At 67.2% G+C, this 18,337-nt stretch carries 11 protein-coding genes and 3 pseudogenes; 6 read left to right on the top strand and 8 right to left on the bottom strand.

The features are described 5' to 3' along the window. The first annotated feature begins 22 nt into the window (after positions 1 to 22). Complete coding sequence (locus ASC92_RS29630) at positions 23 to 229, top strand: phage integrase central domain-containing protein (protein WP_414820397.1); 207 nt, start codon at positions 23 to 25, stop codon at positions 227 to 229. Between the two features lie 104 nt (positions 230 to 333). On the opposite strand, the gene ASC92_RS06970 is transcribed toward ASC92_RS29630, so the two are convergent. From ASC92_RS06970 to ASC92_RS06960, 3 genes are all read right to left on the bottom strand, one after another. After that, positions 334 to 1,707, bottom strand: coding sequence for a hypothetical protein (locus ASC92_RS06970; RefSeq protein ID WP_157609000.1), 1,374 nt, complete (start codon positions 1,705 to 1,707; stop codon positions 334 to 336). Positions 1,708 to 1,933: 226 nt separating this feature from the next. Continuing rightward, positions 1,934 to 2,794 (bottom strand): YihY family inner membrane protein, encoded by an 861-nt coding sequence (locus ASC92_RS06965; protein WP_056512352.1) that lies wholly within the window; start codon positions 2,792 to 2,794, stop codon positions 1,934 to 1,936. After that, positions 2,782 to 3,684 carry a LysR family transcriptional regulator gene (locus ASC92_RS06960; RefSeq protein WP_056512350.1) on the bottom strand — a complete coding sequence of 301 codons (903 nt, stop codon included), beginning with the start codon at positions 3,682 to 3,684 and terminating at the stop codon, positions 2,782 to 2,784. The genes ASC92_RS06965 and ASC92_RS06960 overlap by 13 nt, the downstream gene beginning before the upstream one ends. A gap of 205 nt (positions 3,685 to 3,889) precedes the next feature. Here ASC92_RS06960 and ASC92_RS06955 point away from each other — a divergent pair, with 205 nt between their 5' ends. The 5 genes from ASC92_RS06955 to ASC92_RS06935 are packed head-to-tail and all read left to right on the top strand — an operon-like array spanning position 3,890 to position 10,394. After that, a complete protein-coding gene (locus ASC92_RS06955) occupies positions 3,890 to 4,708 on the top strand; it encodes an SDR family NAD(P)-dependent oxidoreductase (RefSeq protein WP_056512826.1) in 819 nt (272 codons plus the stop codon). After that, entirely contained in the window at positions 4,705 to 5,874 is a 1,170-nt protein-coding gene (locus ASC92_RS06950) for an acetyl-CoA acetyltransferase (RefSeq protein WP_056512345.1), read from the top strand. Before ASC92_RS06955 ends, ASC92_RS06950 begins: the two co-directional genes overlap by 4 nt. Beyond that, complete coding sequence (locus ASC92_RS06945) at positions 5,871 to 7,460, top strand: acyl-CoA synthetase (RefSeq protein WP_056512343.1); 1,590 nt, start codon at positions 5,871 to 5,873, stop codon at positions 7,458 to 7,460. Before ASC92_RS06950 ends, ASC92_RS06945 begins: the two co-directional genes overlap by 4 nt. 40 nt (positions 7,461 to 7,500) lie before the next feature. After that, positions 7,501 to 8,517 (top strand): TRAP transporter substrate-binding protein, encoded by a 1,017-nt coding sequence (locus ASC92_RS06940; protein ID WP_056512340.1) that lies wholly within the window; start codon positions 7,501 to 7,503, stop codon positions 8,515 to 8,517. A 5-nt stretch (positions 8,518 to 8,522) separates the two neighbouring features. Continuing rightward, positions 8,523 to 10,394 carry a TRAP transporter large permease subunit gene (locus ASC92_RS06935; RefSeq protein WP_414820400.1) on the top strand — a complete coding sequence of 624 codons (1,872 nt, stop codon included), beginning with the start codon at positions 8,523 to 8,525 and terminating at the stop codon, positions 10,392 to 10,394. Between the two features lie 10 nt (positions 10,395 to 10,404). Here ASC92_RS06935 and ASC92_RS06930 read toward each other — a convergent pair whose 3' ends face one another. From ASC92_RS06930 to ASC92_RS29585, 5 genes and pseudogenes are all read right to left on the bottom strand, one after another. Continuing rightward, a complete protein-coding gene (locus ASC92_RS06930; RefSeq protein WP_056512332.1) occupies positions 10,405 to 12,123 on the bottom strand; it encodes a tannase/feruloyl esterase family alpha/beta hydrolase in 1,719 nt (572 codons plus the stop codon). Between the two features lie 93 nt (positions 12,124 to 12,216). After that, positions 12,217 to 13,107, bottom strand: a complete 891-nt coding sequence (locus ASC92_RS06925; RefSeq protein ID WP_235505717.1) for an OmpA family protein — start codon at positions 13,105 to 13,107, stop codon at positions 12,217 to 12,219. A gap of 32 nt (positions 13,108 to 13,139) precedes the next feature. Continuing rightward, positions 13,140 to 16,748, bottom strand: a pseudogene (locus ASC92_RS06920) (beta strand repeat-containing protein); the annotation flags it as partial. Position 16,749: 1 nt separating this feature from the next. Continuing rightward, a pseudogene (locus tag ASC92_RS29590) lies at positions 16,750 to 17,327 on the bottom strand (adhesin); the annotation flags it as partial. Between the two features lie 486 nt (positions 17,328 to 17,813). Beyond that, a pseudogene (locus tag ASC92_RS29585) lies at positions 17,814 to 18,133 on the bottom strand (hypothetical protein); the annotation flags it as partial. Positions 18,134 to 18,337: the final 204 nt, after the last annotated feature.

Below are 18,337 nucleotides of genomic sequence, written 5' to 3'. Positions count from 1 at the left end.
CGTCGGCAACCCCTTCGAGGCGGTGGCTCGGTCCTGGCACAAGCACTGGAAGGCTGGTAAGTCCGAGCGACACGCGGGCTACGTGCTCACTAGGCTTGAAGCGGACGTGTTTCCCGACCTGGGGCGACGGCCGATTGCGACCATCACCGCGCTGCAGCTGCTGGCCGTCGCAAAGAAGATTGACCGTGCTGTGGCTGCGGAACGACTGGACGCCAATGAATGGCGGTAAATCGTCCTTTTCACCATTTCATCTAGAAATCACGCTGAACCTTCTGGCTCCGATTTCTCAAGAAGCCGGCGGTCATGCCGGACTTCTTGCGACTGCTCGCCCGGTCAGCGAACCAGACCGATCTGCATGTAGCCGGCAACCGGGCCGCTGCGCGCACCCACCACGACCGAAAGCGTGCCGTCTTGGGTTCCGAAGTAGAACTCAGAACTCGGGCCAGTGAAAAGCCTCAGATTCGAAATCGTGGCACTTGGTGAGCTCAGATTGGCGGTGAAGCCCGAAGCTGTTGCATCGCTGCGGGCGAGCACACTCGAATAGGTCGTGGCATCAAAGTCCAGCGTTCCCCAAGCGCCACTCGTATCGCCACCGCTGGTCTTGCTCACCGGCCAAGTCGCAGATTCGGCCAATCCAATGCGAAACACCGAGTCATTTGGCGGCTTCGGATTGGTGCCGGCGGAGAGGTAGACGTTCTTTCCGGCTACGCGGGCAATATAGAAGGCGCCCGCATCGAGCGGATCGTTCACGTTGGCGATGTTCCATGCATCCGATGCCGAACCTGCCGTCACGTTGTACGTCAACAAGGAAGCAGGTGGACAGGCGGCAATGGAGGTGATTGCTGCTTCGTTGCACATGTAGACGACCGTGCCACCGCTGGCGACTTGCACCTGCCGAATATTCGAGTCGCGAGTGGCGGCCTGGAGGTTGATGCCCAGGCGGGTGTAGATGCCATCAAGGGCCGGCTGCGCCGTCACGAGCGCACGCGAGGCCACGAAAGGTTGCACGGCATAGGTGCCCGGGACCTTGGCAACTTGGAACGGGAAGCTGCCCACTACGGTATCAGTCGCGAGCCGGAACCGAGTGTTGATGGCCGTGGCCGTATTGCGCGAACTCTTGAACAGATAGGTGCCGGCCTCGGAGAGATCAGAACCAAAGGTGTCCGAAACCGTGTTGCCGGTTTCGTCCGTCATTTCGTACGACATCGTGTCGAAGTTGAGCGCCAGCGTCTGCCGGGTACCATTGGTCGCGAACACCTTGTACTGGCCATTGCGGGCATCGCCAGCCGACACGTTGAAGACGATGTCCTTCACCTGCGCGCTGTTCGCGGAGGCTTTCGCCGTAACTGTGAACACGCTGGCAGCGGTGGTCTCATTGGCGAGCTGTGCGGACCACTTGAGGCTGGAGATGTCCGTTTTACGCAGGCTCACGGAGCCGGCCGGCGAAGAGTTGCTGCTCCAGTCGGACCCGAGGTTCGGGACGATGGTGACCGTATCACCGGGCTTTGCGGCGTACTGGCCGCTGCCATTGGCATCGACAGCGTTGCCATTGACCGTCACGGTGACGCCGAGCGAGACGGGCGCGACGGGCGTGGCCGGAAAGATTGGAAAAACCGCTCCACCACCCCCGCCACCGCCACCGCCACCGCATCCTCCCAACCCTCCCGCCAAGACAGCCGCTCCGGCCACAAGATAAAACAATTTCATTACAAGATTCCCTCTGTTATTTGAATGTCCTGATCGCTGAAACTACGACCAAGGACATACAAATCGTAACGGGGAATTGCACCGAAGCTCTGACACGAGAGAGAGGAGGTAACCCTCTACAAAGTCCAAGTTTTAATAGCTGAACATTGTTTCCGCCAGCATTCCTCGCTGTTGGCAAAGAACCCCGGCAACTGCTCCGAAGGAAGCTGGCGCTCGTGGCGCGAAACTAGGAACGCTGCATGGCGTCCCGGTGACTTCGCTGCCCGGTCCGAGCTGCCTTCCCCGGCTGTCGCCGTCGCGCAAGAGCCAGGTTGGCCGTGATCATGGCCGCGACCAGCGTGATCAGCCACGAGAAGTACACCCACAGCAGGAAGATCGGAAATGCCGCGAACGCCCCGTACAGCGCCTTGTAGGTCGGCACCTTGACGAGGTAGGTGGCGAAGCCCCGTTTGCCCAGCTCGAAAGCCACGCTGGCGATCAGGCCGCCCGCGACGGCGTCGCGCAGCCGCACCTTCGTGTTCGGAACGAAATAGAACATGCCCGTCAGCGCGGTCACACCGAGCACGAGCGGCCCGAGGTCGAGCACGAAGGCGAGCGATGGTGGCAAGGCGCCGATCAGGCCCAGGGAAACGCCCAGCACGTACGACGTTGCCCACAGGCTCAGACCCATCACAGGTGGCCCGACGGCCAGCATCAGCAGGTACAGGCCGACCCTTCTGAAGAAGGGCCGATTCCTCCTCACCTCCCACATCTGGTTCAACGCGTTCTCGACGGTCAGCAACATCGCGACGGCGGTCCCCAGCAGGAAGAGCGAGCCGACCCAGGTCAGGCTGCTGGCATTCGCGGCGAACTGGTCCAGATACTTGAGGACCGTGCGCGCGATGTCTGGCGGCAGCAGCCTGCTCAGCAGGAACTCATGGATCGCGTCCTTGAATCGCTTGAAGATCGGGAATCGCGTGAACAGCGCGAAGCTCGTTGCCAGCAAGGGCACGATGGACAGCAAGGTCGTGAATGTCAGGCTTCCGGCGACCTGGGGCAGGCGTTCTTTCCTGGCGCGGTGGATCGTCAGGCGGGTCAGAGTGAACATGTATCACCCCGCTGTCCGATCTTCGGCAAGCACGACAGCAGCGCCTTCACCTGCGGCGAATCGTCGGACTTGCGCCAGATGGCGACGGTCTCGACGATGGTCTTCTCGCCCTTCATGCTTCGATAGACGACCCCCTCGCGATGCAATGCCTGCACGCTGCCGGGCACCAGCGCCACGCCGATGCCGCCGGACACCAGGCTCACGATGGTGTGCATCTGCCGCGCCGGAAACAGCTTGGGGCTGAAGCCATGCCGCATGCAGGTGGCGACGATGGCGTCGAACATCATCGGACCCTGATGGCGCTCGAATCCGAGGAAGCGTTCGTTCGACAATTTTTCGAGCGCGATGCGCGTGCCGCTGGCCAAGGGGTGCGACGCGGGCAGCGCCACGAGCAGCGGTTCCGTATGGACCAGCCGCGTGTTCAGCGCCACAGGCAGGTCGGGCGTCCGGAACACCAGGCCGACATCGAGCCCGCCACTCTCTACGTCGTGAATGATCTGGTCGGTGGTGCCTTCCAGCAGCGACACGTTCACGCGTTGGTAGTCCTCGGTGAAGGCGCGCAGCATCGGCGGCAGGAATGAATAGGCCGGCAAGCTGATGAAGCCGAGCGAGAGCGAGCCCATCAAGCCCTGAGCGGCCTCCAGGGCGCGCTTGCGCAGGGTGTCGGCCGCTGCCAGCACGGCGCGTGCGTCGCGCAATGCGTCCTCTCCGGCCCGTGTGAGCGCGATGCGGCGCGACGTTCGCTCGAGCAGGGTGACGCCCAGTTCTTCTTCCAGCTCCTTGATCGCCAGGCTCACGGGCGGCTGGGTGAGGTGCAGCCGTTCGGCGGCGCGGCCGAAATGCAGCTCCTCGGAAACGGCGACGAAGCAGCGCAGGTGGCGCATGTCCATTGATTTGCCCTCTGTATCGATTGATCCGGATTTTAAATTTCTCTGGATCGAAGTGCATCCCTAGACTGCATCGCATCTCGCACGCCAAGCACGTGAACGGGGGCCGCTCCCACAAGTGGCAGCAGGAGACGACACCGATGTTCGATCGCATGCCCGGTCCATGGATCACGAGTTCTTTTTTCCTTTCAACCCAACGCACCACATCATGAGCACCACATCACCAACCCGCATCGCTGTCGTCACCGGAGGCGCCCGCGGCATCGGGCGCGCCGTCGGCGAATGGTTTCTTGGTCATGGCTGCAAGGTCGTCTTGCTCGACTGCGACAGCGCAACGCTCGACAGCACGATCTCGGAGATCGGCCGCCCCGGCGATCTGCTTGGCATCCATTGCGACGTGTCCGATCCGGCGCAGGTCGACAGCGCCGTGGCGGCCGTTGTTGCAAAGTTCGGCCGCGTGGACGCGCTGGTCAACAACGCCGGCGTGGCCATCTTCAAGCCGGTGCTGGAAACCTCCTTCAAGGAATGGCGAACGGTGATGGCCACCAACCTCGATGGCGCCTTCCTCTGCACGCAGGCCTTCGGCGCGGTGATGGCCGGCAACGGCGGCGGCGCCATCGTCAACGTCGCCTCGATCTCCGGGCTGCGGGCCAGCACGCTGCGCGTGGCCTATGGCACCAGCAAGGCCGCGCTCATCCACATGACGAAGCAGCATGCGGTCGAGCTCGGCGATGCCGGCGTGCGCGTGAACGTCATCGCCCCCGGCCCGGTGGAAACCGAGATGGCCAAGCTCGTGCACAGCGTGGCGATCCGCTCCGACTACTACGACGCGATTCCGCTGAACCGCTACGGCACCACCGAGGAGATGGCGAACGTCATCGGCTTCCTGTGCAGCCCCGAAGCGAGCTTCATCAATGGCCAGGTCGTGGCTGTCGACGGCGGCTTCGATGCGGCGGGCGTCGGCCTGCCGACCCTTCGCCGCCGCAAGGCCGAAGCCGGGGCCGAACTGCAAGGGGCCAAGGCATGACGAATCTGCCGTACATCATCGGCTGGGGCCACACGCGCTTCGGCAAGCTCGACGCCGCCGATCCCGAGCAACTCGTGCGCGAGGCCGTCGAGCCCGCGCTGCAGACGGCGGGCCTGCAGCCGCGGGACATCGACGGCATCTTCGTCGGCCACTTCAATGGTGGCTTCCTGCCGCAGGACTTCACCAGTTCGCTCGTTGCGCTGGCGTTTCCCGAAATGCGCCACGTTCCCGCAACGCGCACCGAAAACGCCTGCGCCACCGGCTCCTCCGCGATCTGGGCCGCGCTCGATGCGGTGCAGGCGGGCCGCGTCGATCGCGCGCTGGTGGTGGGCTTCGAGATCATGAACGCCGTCTCCACGCCGCAGGTGGCCGAGACCTTGCTGCGTTGTTCCTACGTGAAGGAAGAGGGCACGACGCCCGCGGGCTTTGCCGGTGTGTTCGGCAAGATCGCCGGCAGCTACTTCGAGCGCTTCGGCGACCAGAGCGACGCGCTGGCATCCATTGCAGCGAAGAACCACGCCAATGGCATGCACAACCCGTATGCGCACATGCGCCGGGACCTGGGCTTCGACTTCTGCCGCAACGCATCGGACAAGAACCCCTTTGTCGCAGGCCCGCTCAAGCGTTCCGATTGTTCGCTGGTGTCCGACGGCGCCGCCGCGCTGGTCATCTCGGCCGAGCCCAACGGCAATGCAACGGTCACGCCGGTGCGCTGGCGCTCGCGCACGCAGGTCAACGAGTTCCTGCCGCTGTCGCGGCGCGACCCCACGCGCTTCGAGGGCGCGGCCCTCGCGTGGCAGCGGGGCATGAGCGCTGCGCAGGCCAGTCTCGACGACCTCGGCTTTGTCGAGACGCACGACTGCTTCACGGTGGCCGAGCTGCTCGAGTACGAAGCGATGGGCCTGGCGCCGCACGGCCAGGGGGCGCGGGTGATTCTCGACGGCGTGACGCGCCGGGATGGCAAGCTGCCCGTCAATCTCTCGGGCGGGCTGAAGTCGCGCGGCCATCCGATCGGCGCCACCGGCGTGTCGCAGCACGTCATGGCGGCCATGCAGCTGTCCGGCACGGCGGGCGATATGCAGGTCGGCAATCCGAAGCTCGGCGCCGTGTTCAACATGGGCGGCGCCGCGGTCGCCAACTACCTCAGCGTGCTGGAGAGCGTGTGAGCCACCCTCCGGTCGCCAATCTCGCTTCGCTGCTCGCGCAGACGGCGGCGCTGTTCCCCGATCGCGCCGGGCTCATCCAGGGCGAGCGGGTCTGGACGTGGCGCGAGATCGACGCGCGTGTCGACGCGCTGGTGCAGGGGCTTCGCTCGCTGGGCGTGAAGGCCGGCGACAAGGTGCTGATGCAGTCGCGCAACAACGCAGCCCTGTTCGAAAGCTGCTGGGCTGCGTTCCGCCTCGGCGCGGTCTGGGTGCCGACCAACTTCCGGCTCACGCCACCGGAGATCGCCTACCTGGGCAGTTCGAGCGAAGCCACGGTGATGCTGGCCGAGGACTGCTTCGGCGGCCACGTCGATGCGGTGAAGGAGGCTTCATCGCACCTGCGCCACGTCGTCACGATCGGGCAGGCGCGCAGCGGCGAGATCGGCTACGAAAGCCTGGTCCGCGCAAACCTCGGCGCCCCCGCGCTGGAGGCCGAAGTGGAGGCCGGCACGCCGCTCTGGTATTTCTATACCTCCGGCACGACAGGACGCCCGAAGGCCGCGATGCTGACGCACGGCCAGATGGCCTTCGTGGTGGCCAACCACCTCGCCGACCTGATCCCGGGCACCGACGAGAACGATCGCTCCATCGCGGTGGCGCCGCTGTCGCATGGCGCGGGCATCCATGCTTTGCTCAACGTCGCCCGCGGCGCGGCAACGGTGCTCCTGCCCTCGGAAAAGCTCGAGCCCGAGGTCTTCTGGCAACTGGTCGAGGAGCATCGCGTGAGCAACGTCTTCACCGTGCCCACCATCGTCAAGATGCTGGTCGAGGACCCTGCGGTGGACCGCTACGACCACAGCTCGCTGCGCTACGTGATCTATGCCGGCGCGCCCATGTACCGGGCCGACCAGAAGCGCGCGCTGCGCAAGCTCGGCAGGGTGCTGGTGCAGTACTTCGGCCTCGGCGAAGTGACCGGCTGCATCACGGTGCTGCCGCCGTCCATGCACGCGAGCGACGACGCCGACCCGAACGCCAACGTCGGCTCCTGCGGGCGTCCGCGCACCGGCATGCAGGTCGCCATCCTCGACGGGCAGATGCAGCCGGTGCCGCCGGGCACGGTCGGAGAAATCTGCTGCCGCGGACCAGCCGTGTTCGCGGGTTACTTCAACAACCCCGAGGCCACCGCCAAGGCCTTGCGCGGCGGCTGGTTCCACACCGGCGACCTCGGCCGCGTGGATGCCAGGGGCCTGCTCTACATCACCGGCCGCGAGTCCGACATGTACATCTCGGGCGGCTCCAACGTGTACCCGCGAGAAGTCGAAGAAGTGCTGCTCACGCATCCGGGCGTGGCCGAAGTCGCCGTGCTCGGCATGCCCGACGAGAAGTGGGGCGAGATCGGTGTCGCGGTCGTCGTCGCGAGCCAGCCGGGCCTCACTGCCGAGGCGCTGCTCGGCCATCTGGACGGGCGCTGCGCCAGGTACCGCTGGCCGCGCCACTTCTTCTTCTGGGATTCGCTGCCGAAGTCGGGTTACGGCAAGATCACCAAGAACGACATCCGAACGCGCCTCGTCGAGCGTGGAGAATTGCGCCCGGCCATGCACGGCTGAGCCACCGATCACAATTACGAACCACCAAGGAGACAAAGCCATGAACATTTCCCGACGCACCATTCTTCGCGGCGCCGCCGCTGCCGCCGTTGTTGCCGCCCCCGCGGGCAGCGCCTTCGCGCAGACCAAGGCCGAGTTCACCTACAAGTACGCGAACAACCTGCCGGTGACGCATCCGATGAACCTGCGCGCCAAGGAGATGGCCGATGCGATCCGCACCGAGACCAACGGCCGCGTCGACATCCAGATCTTCCCGAACAACCAGCTCGGCTCCGACACGGATGTGCTGAGCCAGCTGCGCTCGGGCGGCGTCGAGTTCTTCACCCTCTCGGGCCTGATCCTCTCGACACTGGTGCCGGCGGCATCGATCAGCGGCGTCGGCTTTGCCTTCAAGGACTACCCGAGCGTGTGGAAGGCGATGGACGGCGAACTGGGTGCCTACATCCGCGCGCAGATCACCAAGGCCGGCATCGTGCCGATGGAAAAGATCTGGGACAACGGCTTTCGCCAGATCACCTCGTCGTCCAGGCCCATCGCGACGCCCGCCGACCTGAAGGGCTTCAAGATCCGCGTGCCGGTGTCGCCGCTGTGGACCTCGATGTTCAAGGCCCTCGATGCGGCGCCGGCGTCGATCAACTTCGCCGAGGTCTATTCCGCGCTGCAGACGAAGATCGTCGACGGCCAGGAGAACCCGCTGGCCATCATCTCGACGGCCAAGCTCTTCGAGGTGCAGAAGTACTGCTCGCTGTCCAACCACATGTGGGACGGCTTCTGGTTCCTGGCCAACCGCCGCGCCTGGGAGAAGCTGCCGGCCGACCTGCGCACCATCGTGGCCAAGCACATCGACGCGGCCGGCCTGAAGGAGCGCAATGACGTGGCGCAGCTCAACGCCGGGCTGCAGACGGAGCTGGCCGGCAAGGGCCTGGCCTTCAACCAGCCGGACGCCGCCGCCTTCCGCGACCAGCTTCGCAAGGCCGGCTTCTATGGCGAGTGGAAGAGCAAGTACGGCGACGAGGCATGGGCCCTCCTGGAACGCTCCGTCGGCAAGCTGGCATGAACGCGATGAGCCCCGCCGGCCACGGCGTGCAGGCGTCGCCGGCGGTGAGCCCCGCTTCGCCGGCGGCGCGCATCGACCGCATGCTCGGGCTCATCGTCGAAGCGGCCGCCGGTGCGCTCGTGCTGGCGGACATCGCCGTGCTGCTGGCCGGCGTCGTGGCGCGCTTCGCGTTCCACAGGCCGCTGGTCTGGTCCGACGAACTCGCCTCGATGCTCTTCATCTGGCTGGCGATGCTCGGTGCCGTGGTCGCCCTGCGGCGCGGCGAGCACATGCGCATGACGGCGCTGGTCTCGCGCCAGGCGCCCGCGCGCCAGCAGTTGCTGGAGGCCATCAGCGTGTGCGCATCGCTGGCCTTCCTCGCGATGGTGGCCTGGCCAGCGTGGGAATATGCCTCGGAGGAGCGCTTCATCACCACGCCGGCCCTCGAGATCTCGAATGCATGGCGCGCTGCGGCGCTGCCTTGCGGCATCGCCCTGATGATGCTGTTCTCGGTGCTGCGGCTGTTCAAGGATGCCGACTGGCGCACGGGCACCAAGGCCTTCGCCGCCGTGGCCATCGTGATCGGCGCCTTCGCGCTGGGCCGCGGCGTCTTCGAAGACCTGGGGCGCTACAACCTGCTGATCTTCTTCGTGGGCGTGGTCGGGGCGAGCGTGTTCAGTGGCATTCCCATCGCCTTTGCGTTCGGCCTGGGGACCATCGGCTACCTGGCGCTGGGAACGGACACCGCGCTGCCGGTGATCATCGGCCGCATGGACGAGGGCATGTCGCACCTGATCCTGCTGGCCGTGCCCCTGTTCGTGTTCCTGGGGCTGCTCATCGAAATGACCGGCATGGCCAAGGCCATGATCGCCTTCCTCGCGGGCCTGCTGGGCCACGTGCGCGGCGGCCTGCAGTTCGTGCTGGTCGGGGCGATGTACCTCGTCTCCGGCATCTCGGGGTCCAAGGCCGCCGACATGGCCGCGGTGGCGCCGGCGCTCTTTCCGGAAATGAAGAAGCGCGGCGCCAGCGAAGGCGACCTGGTGGCGCTGCTCTCGGCCACCGGCGCGCAGACCGAGACCGTGCCGCCGAGCCTGGTGCTGATCACCATCGGATCGGTCACGGGCGTCTCGATTGCGGCGCTGTTCACCGGCGGCCTTTTGCCGGCCGTGGTGCTGGGGCTCACGCTGTGCGTCGTCGTCTGGCTGCGGGCGCGGGGCGAGGATCTCAGCCATGTCGAGCGTCCCTCGCGGCGGCAGGTGGCCAAGCTGGCGGCGATTGCCGTGCCGGCGCTGGCATTGCCCTTCATCATCCGCGCGGCTGTCGTCGAAGGCGTGGCCACGGCCACCGAGGTCTCGACCATCGGCATCGTCTATGCCGTGCTGTCGGGCCTGCTGGTGTACCGCCAGTTCGACTGGAAGCGCGTCGGGCCGATGCTGGTGGCGACGGCGTCGCTGTCGGGCGCGATCCTGCTGATCATCGGCACCGCGACGGGAATGGCCTGGGGGCTGACGCAGTCGGGCTTCTCCAGTTCGCTGGCGCAGGCCATGACCGGGTTGCCGGGCGGCGCGCCGATGTTCCTGGCCGTTTCGCTGGTCACCTTCGTGGTGCTCGGCTCGGTGCTCGAGGGCATCCCGGCCATCGTGCTGTTCGGCCCGCTGCTGTTCCCGATCGCCCGCCAGCTCGGCATCCACGAGGTGCACTACGCCATGGTCGTCGTGCTGTCGATGGGGCTGGGGCTGTTCGCGCCGCCGTTGGGCGTGGGCTACTACGCGGCATGCGCGATCGGGCGGGTGCATCCGGACAAGGGCATCCGGCCCATCGTCGGCTACATGCTCGCGCTGCTGGTCGGCACGATCGTGGTCGCCGCGGTGCCGTGGCTCTCCATCGGGTTCCTTTGATGGAGCCTGCTCAAGGCGTCGCCGCGCGGCACTGGTAGCTCGACGCCTGCATGCGGTCGCCGCCTGCGTAGTGCGGGTACGCGGGGTAGCGGCACATCGGTCGAGACGCCTGGACGACAAACGGCGGCAGCGGCGCATTGACCGTTTGCACCAGCGCGTCTGCGGGCGCAGCGCCCGTGCTTACCCATCGGTCCAGCGGATCCAGGAGGTCCACCATCGTCGGCACCGGCGCGCCGCCTCCGACCGCCCGGGAATTGCCGCTGTGTGTCGAGCCCGGTGAAACATACAGTCGCACCGATCTTTCCACGGCCGGTGCTCCCATGCGCGCCACGAGCGCACCGTGGTACTGGATTCCCATGAGGGGGCTCTGTGCGCGGTCGGCGGCGTTCTCGCGCACGATCAGCTTGCCGCCGCGAGCGAAGAATGCCGAAAGGTCCGGGTCGGTGGCGTCGATCATCGCGGAGGTCTTCTGGACCCGCGCCTGGAACTCCTGGGGACGATAGCGGCGCACGTCGTAGTCCTTGTCGCGGGCGACGGCGTAGCGGATCCAGTTGCTGCCGTAGATCCACTGCGTCGAATGGCGCGCCGCATCCGGAGGAGCAATGGGCGCCGCCGTGCCGGAGACCCAGCGCACCATGTTCAGGGCGGAGGGACCGTCGAGGCTGTCCTCATGGCCGTACAGCCACTGTGGGTAGGTGGTGAGCCCGTTGGCGATGGGAAAGGGAAAAACATACGGCGAGTGGATGCCACGCACCAGTCGCAGCTGCGCGTCCGACAGGCATTGCAACCCTGCATCGCCGCCGCCGGGGCAGCGCAGCGGCTGCAGGTCGACGCGGGCCTGGCAAGCCATGTAGTTGTTGACGACGCCGTCGGCCAGCCCGTCGAGCGCATCGCAGGCATCGGAGGTGGCTTTCGCGATCAGCGGGATCTTGCCGGCCTGAAGCCAGTCGTCGTGTTGTGGCACCTGGTTGCGCACGAATGCATGGAACAGGCCGGTCCAGTTGATGACGGGCACCACGCTGACGATGCCGTCGTAGTCGGCCGGGAACCGCTGCGCCATCATCATTCCTTCGCGCCCGCCCTCCGAGCCGCCGAAGTAGTACGTGTGCTGCGGCGGTCGTGCGTAGTAGGCGCGCATGAGGTCCACGGCCGCGTCCTTCACCTTCTTGTACGAAGCGAACGCGAAGTTCTCGAGCATCTCGTCGTTCAGCGCGAAGGCGCCTGGCTCGCCGGGAGGGAAGGCGCTCGCCTGGTGGCCCGAGTCCTGGCCAAAGGTCGCATAGCCCCGCGCGATGGGCAGCGGGTCGCCCGGCGCGGCGTCGCGCAAGGGCGCGAGGCCGGTGATCAACACGCCGTTGAAGCCACCGCCGCCGTACTGCAGGGCCTTTCCATTCCATTCGGTCGGAAGGTTCAGCTGGAAGTTGATGACTTGCGCGGCAGGGTCACGCGATGCGATCGTGCCCGTGACCTTGCAGAAGCGGGGAAGGGCCGGCGCGAATGCACCGGCGTTGGCCGTTCCTGCACTTGCAGGCGCAAGCACGGCGGAAGTGACCGAGGCCCTGCCGCTGGGCAAGCCGATGGCTCCGGGCTCGATGACATGGCGTGCCAGAGACGCACAGGAAGTTGCCAGCTGCTCGGTGGTCGGCGGCACGGTGCCGCAAGCCGTCAGCGAGAGCCCGGCCGCGGCGAGGGCGGCGTGAGCGAAGGCACGGGGGGTGAAGCGGGGCATCGTGTCTCCAGACACCGCTCTGCGGCGGCGCGGCGCCATCTTACGGTCGAAACTGCCGGCGGGCCCTGCGTTCGGCATGGCCCGCCGCGGAGTTCACCGCTGCGCAGACACCTCGATCTCCACGCGGCGGTTCGGGGCGAGGCAGTCGATCAGGTCCGGGCGCCTCGCCTGTGCGCACTGCACCTTCGGCTCCGATTCGCCCTTGCCCTGCACCTGCACGACCTGCGCCGGTACGCCGGCCTGCACCAGGTAGTCGCGCACGGTGTTGGCGCGCGCCAGCGAGAGCGCCTGGTTGTAGCTGCTGCTGCCGAGCCGGTCGGTGTGCCCCGTTACCCTGATCGAGTCCACCGGCCTGGCGCTGCTCCTGATGTCGCTTGCCAGCGCGTCCAGCTTGCGCCGTCCCTCGGGCAGCAGGTCGGCCAGTGAGCGGCCGTCGAAGCGGAACAGGCCGTCGGCGCCGAGCGTCGTCTTTGCAGGCAGAGCCACTGGCTGGGCGTTAGCGGCGGGCTTCGTCGCGGGCATCGGCTTGAGAAGGTCCGCGCAGCCCGGTCCCTTCCAGTACATGCCGTTGGCCAGCACGTCTGCATTGAAGCGGACCATGTACTGGCAGGTGATGTATTCCGGGCCGGCGCCCGTGCGGAAGTGGAAGATGTAGTTCCACTCGCGCACGCCGCCCAGGCCTTCGCGAAAGTGCGGAAAGCCCAGCAGCTCGCGCACCTGGTCCTTGCCCATGCCGGCACGCATGGCGCGCAGGGCCTCGAGGCTCGGAAAGGCGCCTTGCTGCCATTTGGCCGAGTCCAGCGCGGGAAAGTCCTCGTCCTTCGGCGGTGCCGGGTTCTCCGAAGCGGCCCTGGCCTGCATCTCCGGCGTGATGGTGTAGCTCGGGCTGGCGCAGCCGCCGGCCACCAGTGCCGCGAGGCAGAGTGCGGCGAGCGGTGCGCTACGGACCGTGAAGAAAGTCTTGGCTTGAAGAGGCTTGTTCATGATGGAGTTCGTCCAGTTCATCCGTATGGCGATCAGTTGAAGACCCATTCCGCGCCAACGGTGGCGCCCACCCCGGCACGGCTGGTGGCCACGCCGCCGGTGATGCTCCAGGCGTTGTTCTCGGAAGTGCGCCGGAAACTGATGCCCAGCGCGCCCTGGCCCTTGAAGGAGCCCGCGCCGATGCGCATGACCGTCTTGCCCGGAACGTAGCTCGCAGGCATCTGCAGGGCCATGGCCGCGGCAACCCCGGCATAGGCGTTCTTCTCGACGCTGTCGATGCGGCTGTTGGTCGCATCGATGCGGTTGTTCAGGCCGCCGCTGACCGCGTTCAGCTGGTTCACGTTGACGGCATCGGTGCCCGCCACGCCCGGCGCCACGTTGTGCACCGTGACCGGAGCGGTGGCGTTGCTGCCGCCCATCGTCACGCTGTTGTGGTTGATCGTGCCGTCCGCGTTGCTGTCGTACTTGACCGCCGACTGGTCGATGGCAGCGACCGTGCCCTGCACACCCCGCAGCTGCGAGACGTTGACCGCATCGCTGTCGGCCGTGCCCGCGGCCACGCCGGTGATCTGCCGGAACTGGCCGCTGGCTGCATTGCCCACCGATACCGCCGCCAGCGTGCTGGTGGTCGCGCCGATGGCAATGCGCTGCGCGGCAGTGGCGGTGGGCGGGATGTAGCCGGCCACGCCCGCGGCGGTGGAGGCCACCGAGCCCGCGCCCAGCGCCACGCCGCCGGCCTGCGTCACGCTGGTGCCCGCGCCCAGTGCCACGCCTTGCACGGCGGCGGCCGACGACTGCGTGCCCAGCGCGATGGAGTCGGCCAGGTGCGAGGTCGCGCCCTGGCCGATCGCAATGCCGCCCGGCGCGCTTTGCTGCACCACCGCGCCGTTGCCGATGCCCACGCCGTTGTTGCCGTTGACTACCGTCTGCGGGCCCACGGCCACCGACTCCGCGCCGATGGCCAGCGAGTCCGCCGCGGCGGAGTTGGCATGGAAGTACAGCGTCGGCGTCACCGCGAAGGCCGTCAGCGCGCCCGACAGCTGCCGCACCGTGACCGCGTCCTGCGCTTGCGTGCCGTCGGCCACGTTGGTGATCTGGCGGTAGGTGGTCGCACTGCCGACCGACAGTGCGCCCAGCAGGGTGCGGTCGGTGGTGTTGTAGGAGATCAGCGAACTGCCGGCCGGAATGCTGCCGGTGGAAGGCGCGACCGCCCGGTCGGAGACGGCACCCGAACCGATGGCCACCGCACCGGCAACAGTTGCGCTCGCATCCTTGCCCGACGCGATGGCGTCGGCACCGGTCGCACCGAGGTTGTCTTCGTTGCCGCCGCCGGTGGAGTTGACGCTGTAGTACCTGATCTTGTTGGCCGTGACCGTGGTGTTGAGATCCTCGATCGACTGGTTGGTGGCGAACAGTTGCGAGCCGTTGATGGCATCGGTCGAGCTGCCGGAGATCCGCCCGGCCGCCACGTTGGTGATCGTGCGTTCGGCTCCGGCCGTGCCCACGCTCACCGTGCCCACCGGGGTGGTGCCCTGGAAGTTGTAGGTCGTGCCGTTGATCGTCGTGCTCGCAGTCCCCACGGCAGCGGCCGTGGCCGAACCCGCGCCCAGCGCCACGCTGTTGGCGTCCGCGGCCGTGGCCCCCAGGCCGATGGCCACCGCCGAAGCACCGCCCGCCGCCGCGTTCTTGCCCGACGCGATGGCGTTGGTGCCGGTGGCACCAAGGTTGTCCTCGTTGGTGCCGCCGGTGGAATTGACGCTGTAGTACCTGGTCTTGTTGGTCGTGACCGTCGTGCTGAGGTCCTCGATCGACTGGTTGGTTGCGAACAGCTGCGAGCCGTTGATCGCGTCGGTCGAGGTGTTGGAGATCCGGCCGGCCGCCACGTTGGTGATCGTGCGTTCCGCCCCCGGCGCGCCGACGCTCACCGTGCTCGTCGGCGTGGTGCCCTGGAAGTTGTAGGTCGTGCCGTTGATGGTCGCGCTGGCCGTGCCGACCGCCGCCGTGGTGATCGAGCCGGAGCCCAGCGCCACGTCGCCCGCATTGGCAGTCGCCGTCGCGGCGTCGCCAATGGCCACGCTGCCGGCCTTGCCGGCCGCACCGGCCGTGGAGCCGTTGCCCAGTGCCACCGAGCCCTGGCCGATCGCCTTGTTGCCATTGCCGATGGCGACTGCACCGTTGGCCTGGTTGGCAGCAGTGGCCGTTGCCGTGCCGTCGCTGTTGGCGATGTTGTTGGCACCGCCGGTAAAGGCACCGGTACCGCTGGCAAAGCTCGGATCGCCGATGGCAACGGCCCCGTCGCCGTAAGCCGTGTTGCCCGAGCCGATCGAGATGGCCTTGCCGCCCGTGGCCTTCGCGTTCTTGCCGATGGCCACTGCCTCCGCCGAATCGGCCGTCGCAGTGCTGCCGATGGCAATGGTGTCCGCGGCGCTGGCGCGCGCGCCGTTGCCCATGGCAACGCCGCTGGTACCCGCGGCCAGGGCGTTCACGCCGGCGGCCAGGGCGTTGATGCCCGTGGCGCCGTCGTTCGCATAGTTCCCCTGCTGCGTGCCGTTGTCGTTCACGCTGTAGTAGTGGATCTTGGACGCATTCACCTGCGTGGTCAGCTGGCTCAAGTTCACCGCATCGGTGAGCGCCACGCCAGGCGCCACGTTGGTGATGACCGTGTTTCCGGCATTGATGCCGGTGTTGGTCACGCTCGGGCCGCCTGTGATCGTGAGGCCGTTGTTGTTCAGCACCGTGCCGCCCGTGGTCACGCTGGTGAAGTTGGGCGTGGCGCTGGTGGCGATCTGCACCTCTGCACCGTTCTGCGTGATGGCGACGTTGTCGCCCGCCGTGTAGGTGGCGGTGCCGCCCGGGGCGATGTTCTGCACGCTGGTGCCCGTCGCCGTGCCCGTGCCTGTCCGGGCCGTGGTCATGTTCCAGCCCTTGCTGGCCGTGGAGCCGATGTTGGCCAGTTCGGCGTTGGTGGCGAACAGCTGCGAGCCGTTGATCGCGTCGGTCGAGGTGTTGGAGATCCGACCGGCTGCGACGTTGGTGATGGTGCGCTCGGCGCCCACCGCACCCACGCTCACGGTACTCGTTGCCGTGGTGCCCTGGAAGGTGTGGGGCGTGCCGTTGATGGTCACGCCGGGGGTGTTGACCACGGCCGCCGTGACCGAGCCCGAGCCCAGTGCCACGTCGCCCGCGTTGGTGCCCGCCGCCGCGCCGGTGCCCAGCGCCAGCCCGTTGACGACGCTGGCCGCGGCGTTGTTGCCCATGGCCACGCTGCCGGTGGCGGCCGCAGTGGTGCTGGCGCCCACGCCCGCAGCGATGGAGTTGATGCCCTTTGCGCCGTCGTTGTTCACGTTGGCCCCGGCCACCCCGTTGTCGTTCACGCTGTAGTACTTGGTCTTGTTGGCCGCGACCGTGTCGTTCAGCTGGGTCACGTTCACGCCGTCGGTACCTGCCACACCGGGCGCGACGTTGGTGATGACCGTGTTGCCGGCGTTGATGCCGGTGGTGGTCACGCTCGGCCCGCCCGTGATCGTGAGGCCGTTGTTGTTCAGCACCGTGCCGCCGGTGGTCACGCTGGTGAAGTTGGGCGTGGCGCTGGTGGCGATCTGCACCTCTGCGCCGTTCTGCGTGATGGCGATGTTGTTGCCNGTGTTGGTCACGCTCGGGCCGCCCGTGATCGTGAGGCCGTTGTTGTTCAGCACCGTGCCGCCGGTGGTCACGCTGGTGAAGTTGGGCGTGGCGCTGGTGGCGATCTGCACCTCTGCGCCGTTCTGCGTGATGGCGATGTTGTTGCCTGCCGTGTAGGTGGCGGTGCCGCCGGGGGCGATGTTCTGCACGCTGGTGCCTGTGACCGTGCCGGTGCCCGTCTGGCCTGTGGTCACGTTCCAGCCCTTGCCGGCCGTGGTGGCCACGTCGTCGATCGCGGCGTTGGTGGCGAACAGCTGGCTGCCGTTGATCGCGTCGGTGCTTGTCCCAGAGATCCGGCCGGCCGCGACGTTGGTGATGGTGCGCTCAGCGCCCACCGCGCCCACGCTCACGGTGCTCGTCGGCGTGGTGCCCTGGAAGTTGTACGTCTTGCCATTGATCACCGTGCTGGCTGTGCCGACTGCTGCCGCGGTTGCCGAGCCGGAGCCCAGTGCCACGCTGTTGGCATTCGCAGCCGTCGCGCCCAGGCCGATGGCCACCGCCGAGTTCCCCGCCGCCGTCGCGTTCTTGCCCGAGGCGATCGCATCGGTGCCCGTGCGCCGAGGTTGTTCTCGTTGCCCCCGCCCGTCGAATTGANGCCACGCTGTTGGCATTCGCAGCCGTCGCGCCCAGGCCGATGGCCACCGCCGAGTTCCCCGCCGCCGTCGCGTTCTTGCCCGAGGCGATCGCATCGGTGCCCGTGGCGCCGAGGTTGTTCTCGTTGCCCCCGCCCGTCGAATTGACGCTGTAGTACTTGGTCTTGTTGGCCGCGACCGTGTCGTTCAGCTGGGTCACGTTCACGCCGTCGGTGCCTGCGACACCGGGCGCGACGTTGGTGATGACCGTGTTGCCGGCGTTGATGCCGGTGTTGGTCACGCTCGGGCCGCCCGTGATCGTGAGGCCGTTGTTGTTCAGCACCGTGCCGCCGGTGGTCACGCTGGTGAAGTTGGGCGTGGCGCTGGTGGCGATCTGCACCTCTGCGCCGTTCTGCGTGATGGCGATGTTGTTGCCCGCCGTGTAGGTGGCGNGTGGTCACGCTGGTGAAGTTGGGCGTGGCGCTGGTGGCGATCTGCACCTCTGCGCCGTTCTGCGTGATGGCGATGTTGTTGCCCGCCGTGTAGGTGGCGGTGGCGCCTGGTGCGATGTTCTGCACGCTGGTGCCTGTGACCGTGCCGGTGCCCGTCTGGCCTGTGGTCACGTTCCAGCCCTTGCTGGCCGTGGTGGCCACGTCGTCGATCGCGGCGTTCGTGGCGAACAGCTGCGAGCCGTTGATGGCGTCGGTCGAGGAGTTCGAGATCCGCCCAGCCGCGACATTGGTGATCGTGCGTTCAGCGCCGACTGCACCCACGCTCACCGTCGAGGTCGGTGTGGTGCCCTGGAAGTTGTAGGTCTTGCCGTTGATCACGGCGTTGGCTGTGCCGACCGCCGCAGCGGTTGCCGAGCCGGAGCCCAGCGCCACGCTGTTGGCATTCGCAGCCGTCGCGCCCAGGCCGATGGCCACCGCCGAGTTCCCCGCCGCCGTCGCGTTCTTGCCCGAGGCGATCGCATCGGT

The organism is Variovorax sp. Root411 (genome assembly GCF_001425205.1).
Taxonomy (GTDB): domain Bacteria; phylum Pseudomonadota; class Gammaproteobacteria; order Burkholderiales; family Burkholderiaceae_C; genus Variovorax.
Note: the sequence above shows the minus strand (reverse complement) of the source record. Positions and strands in the feature narration are given on the sequence as shown.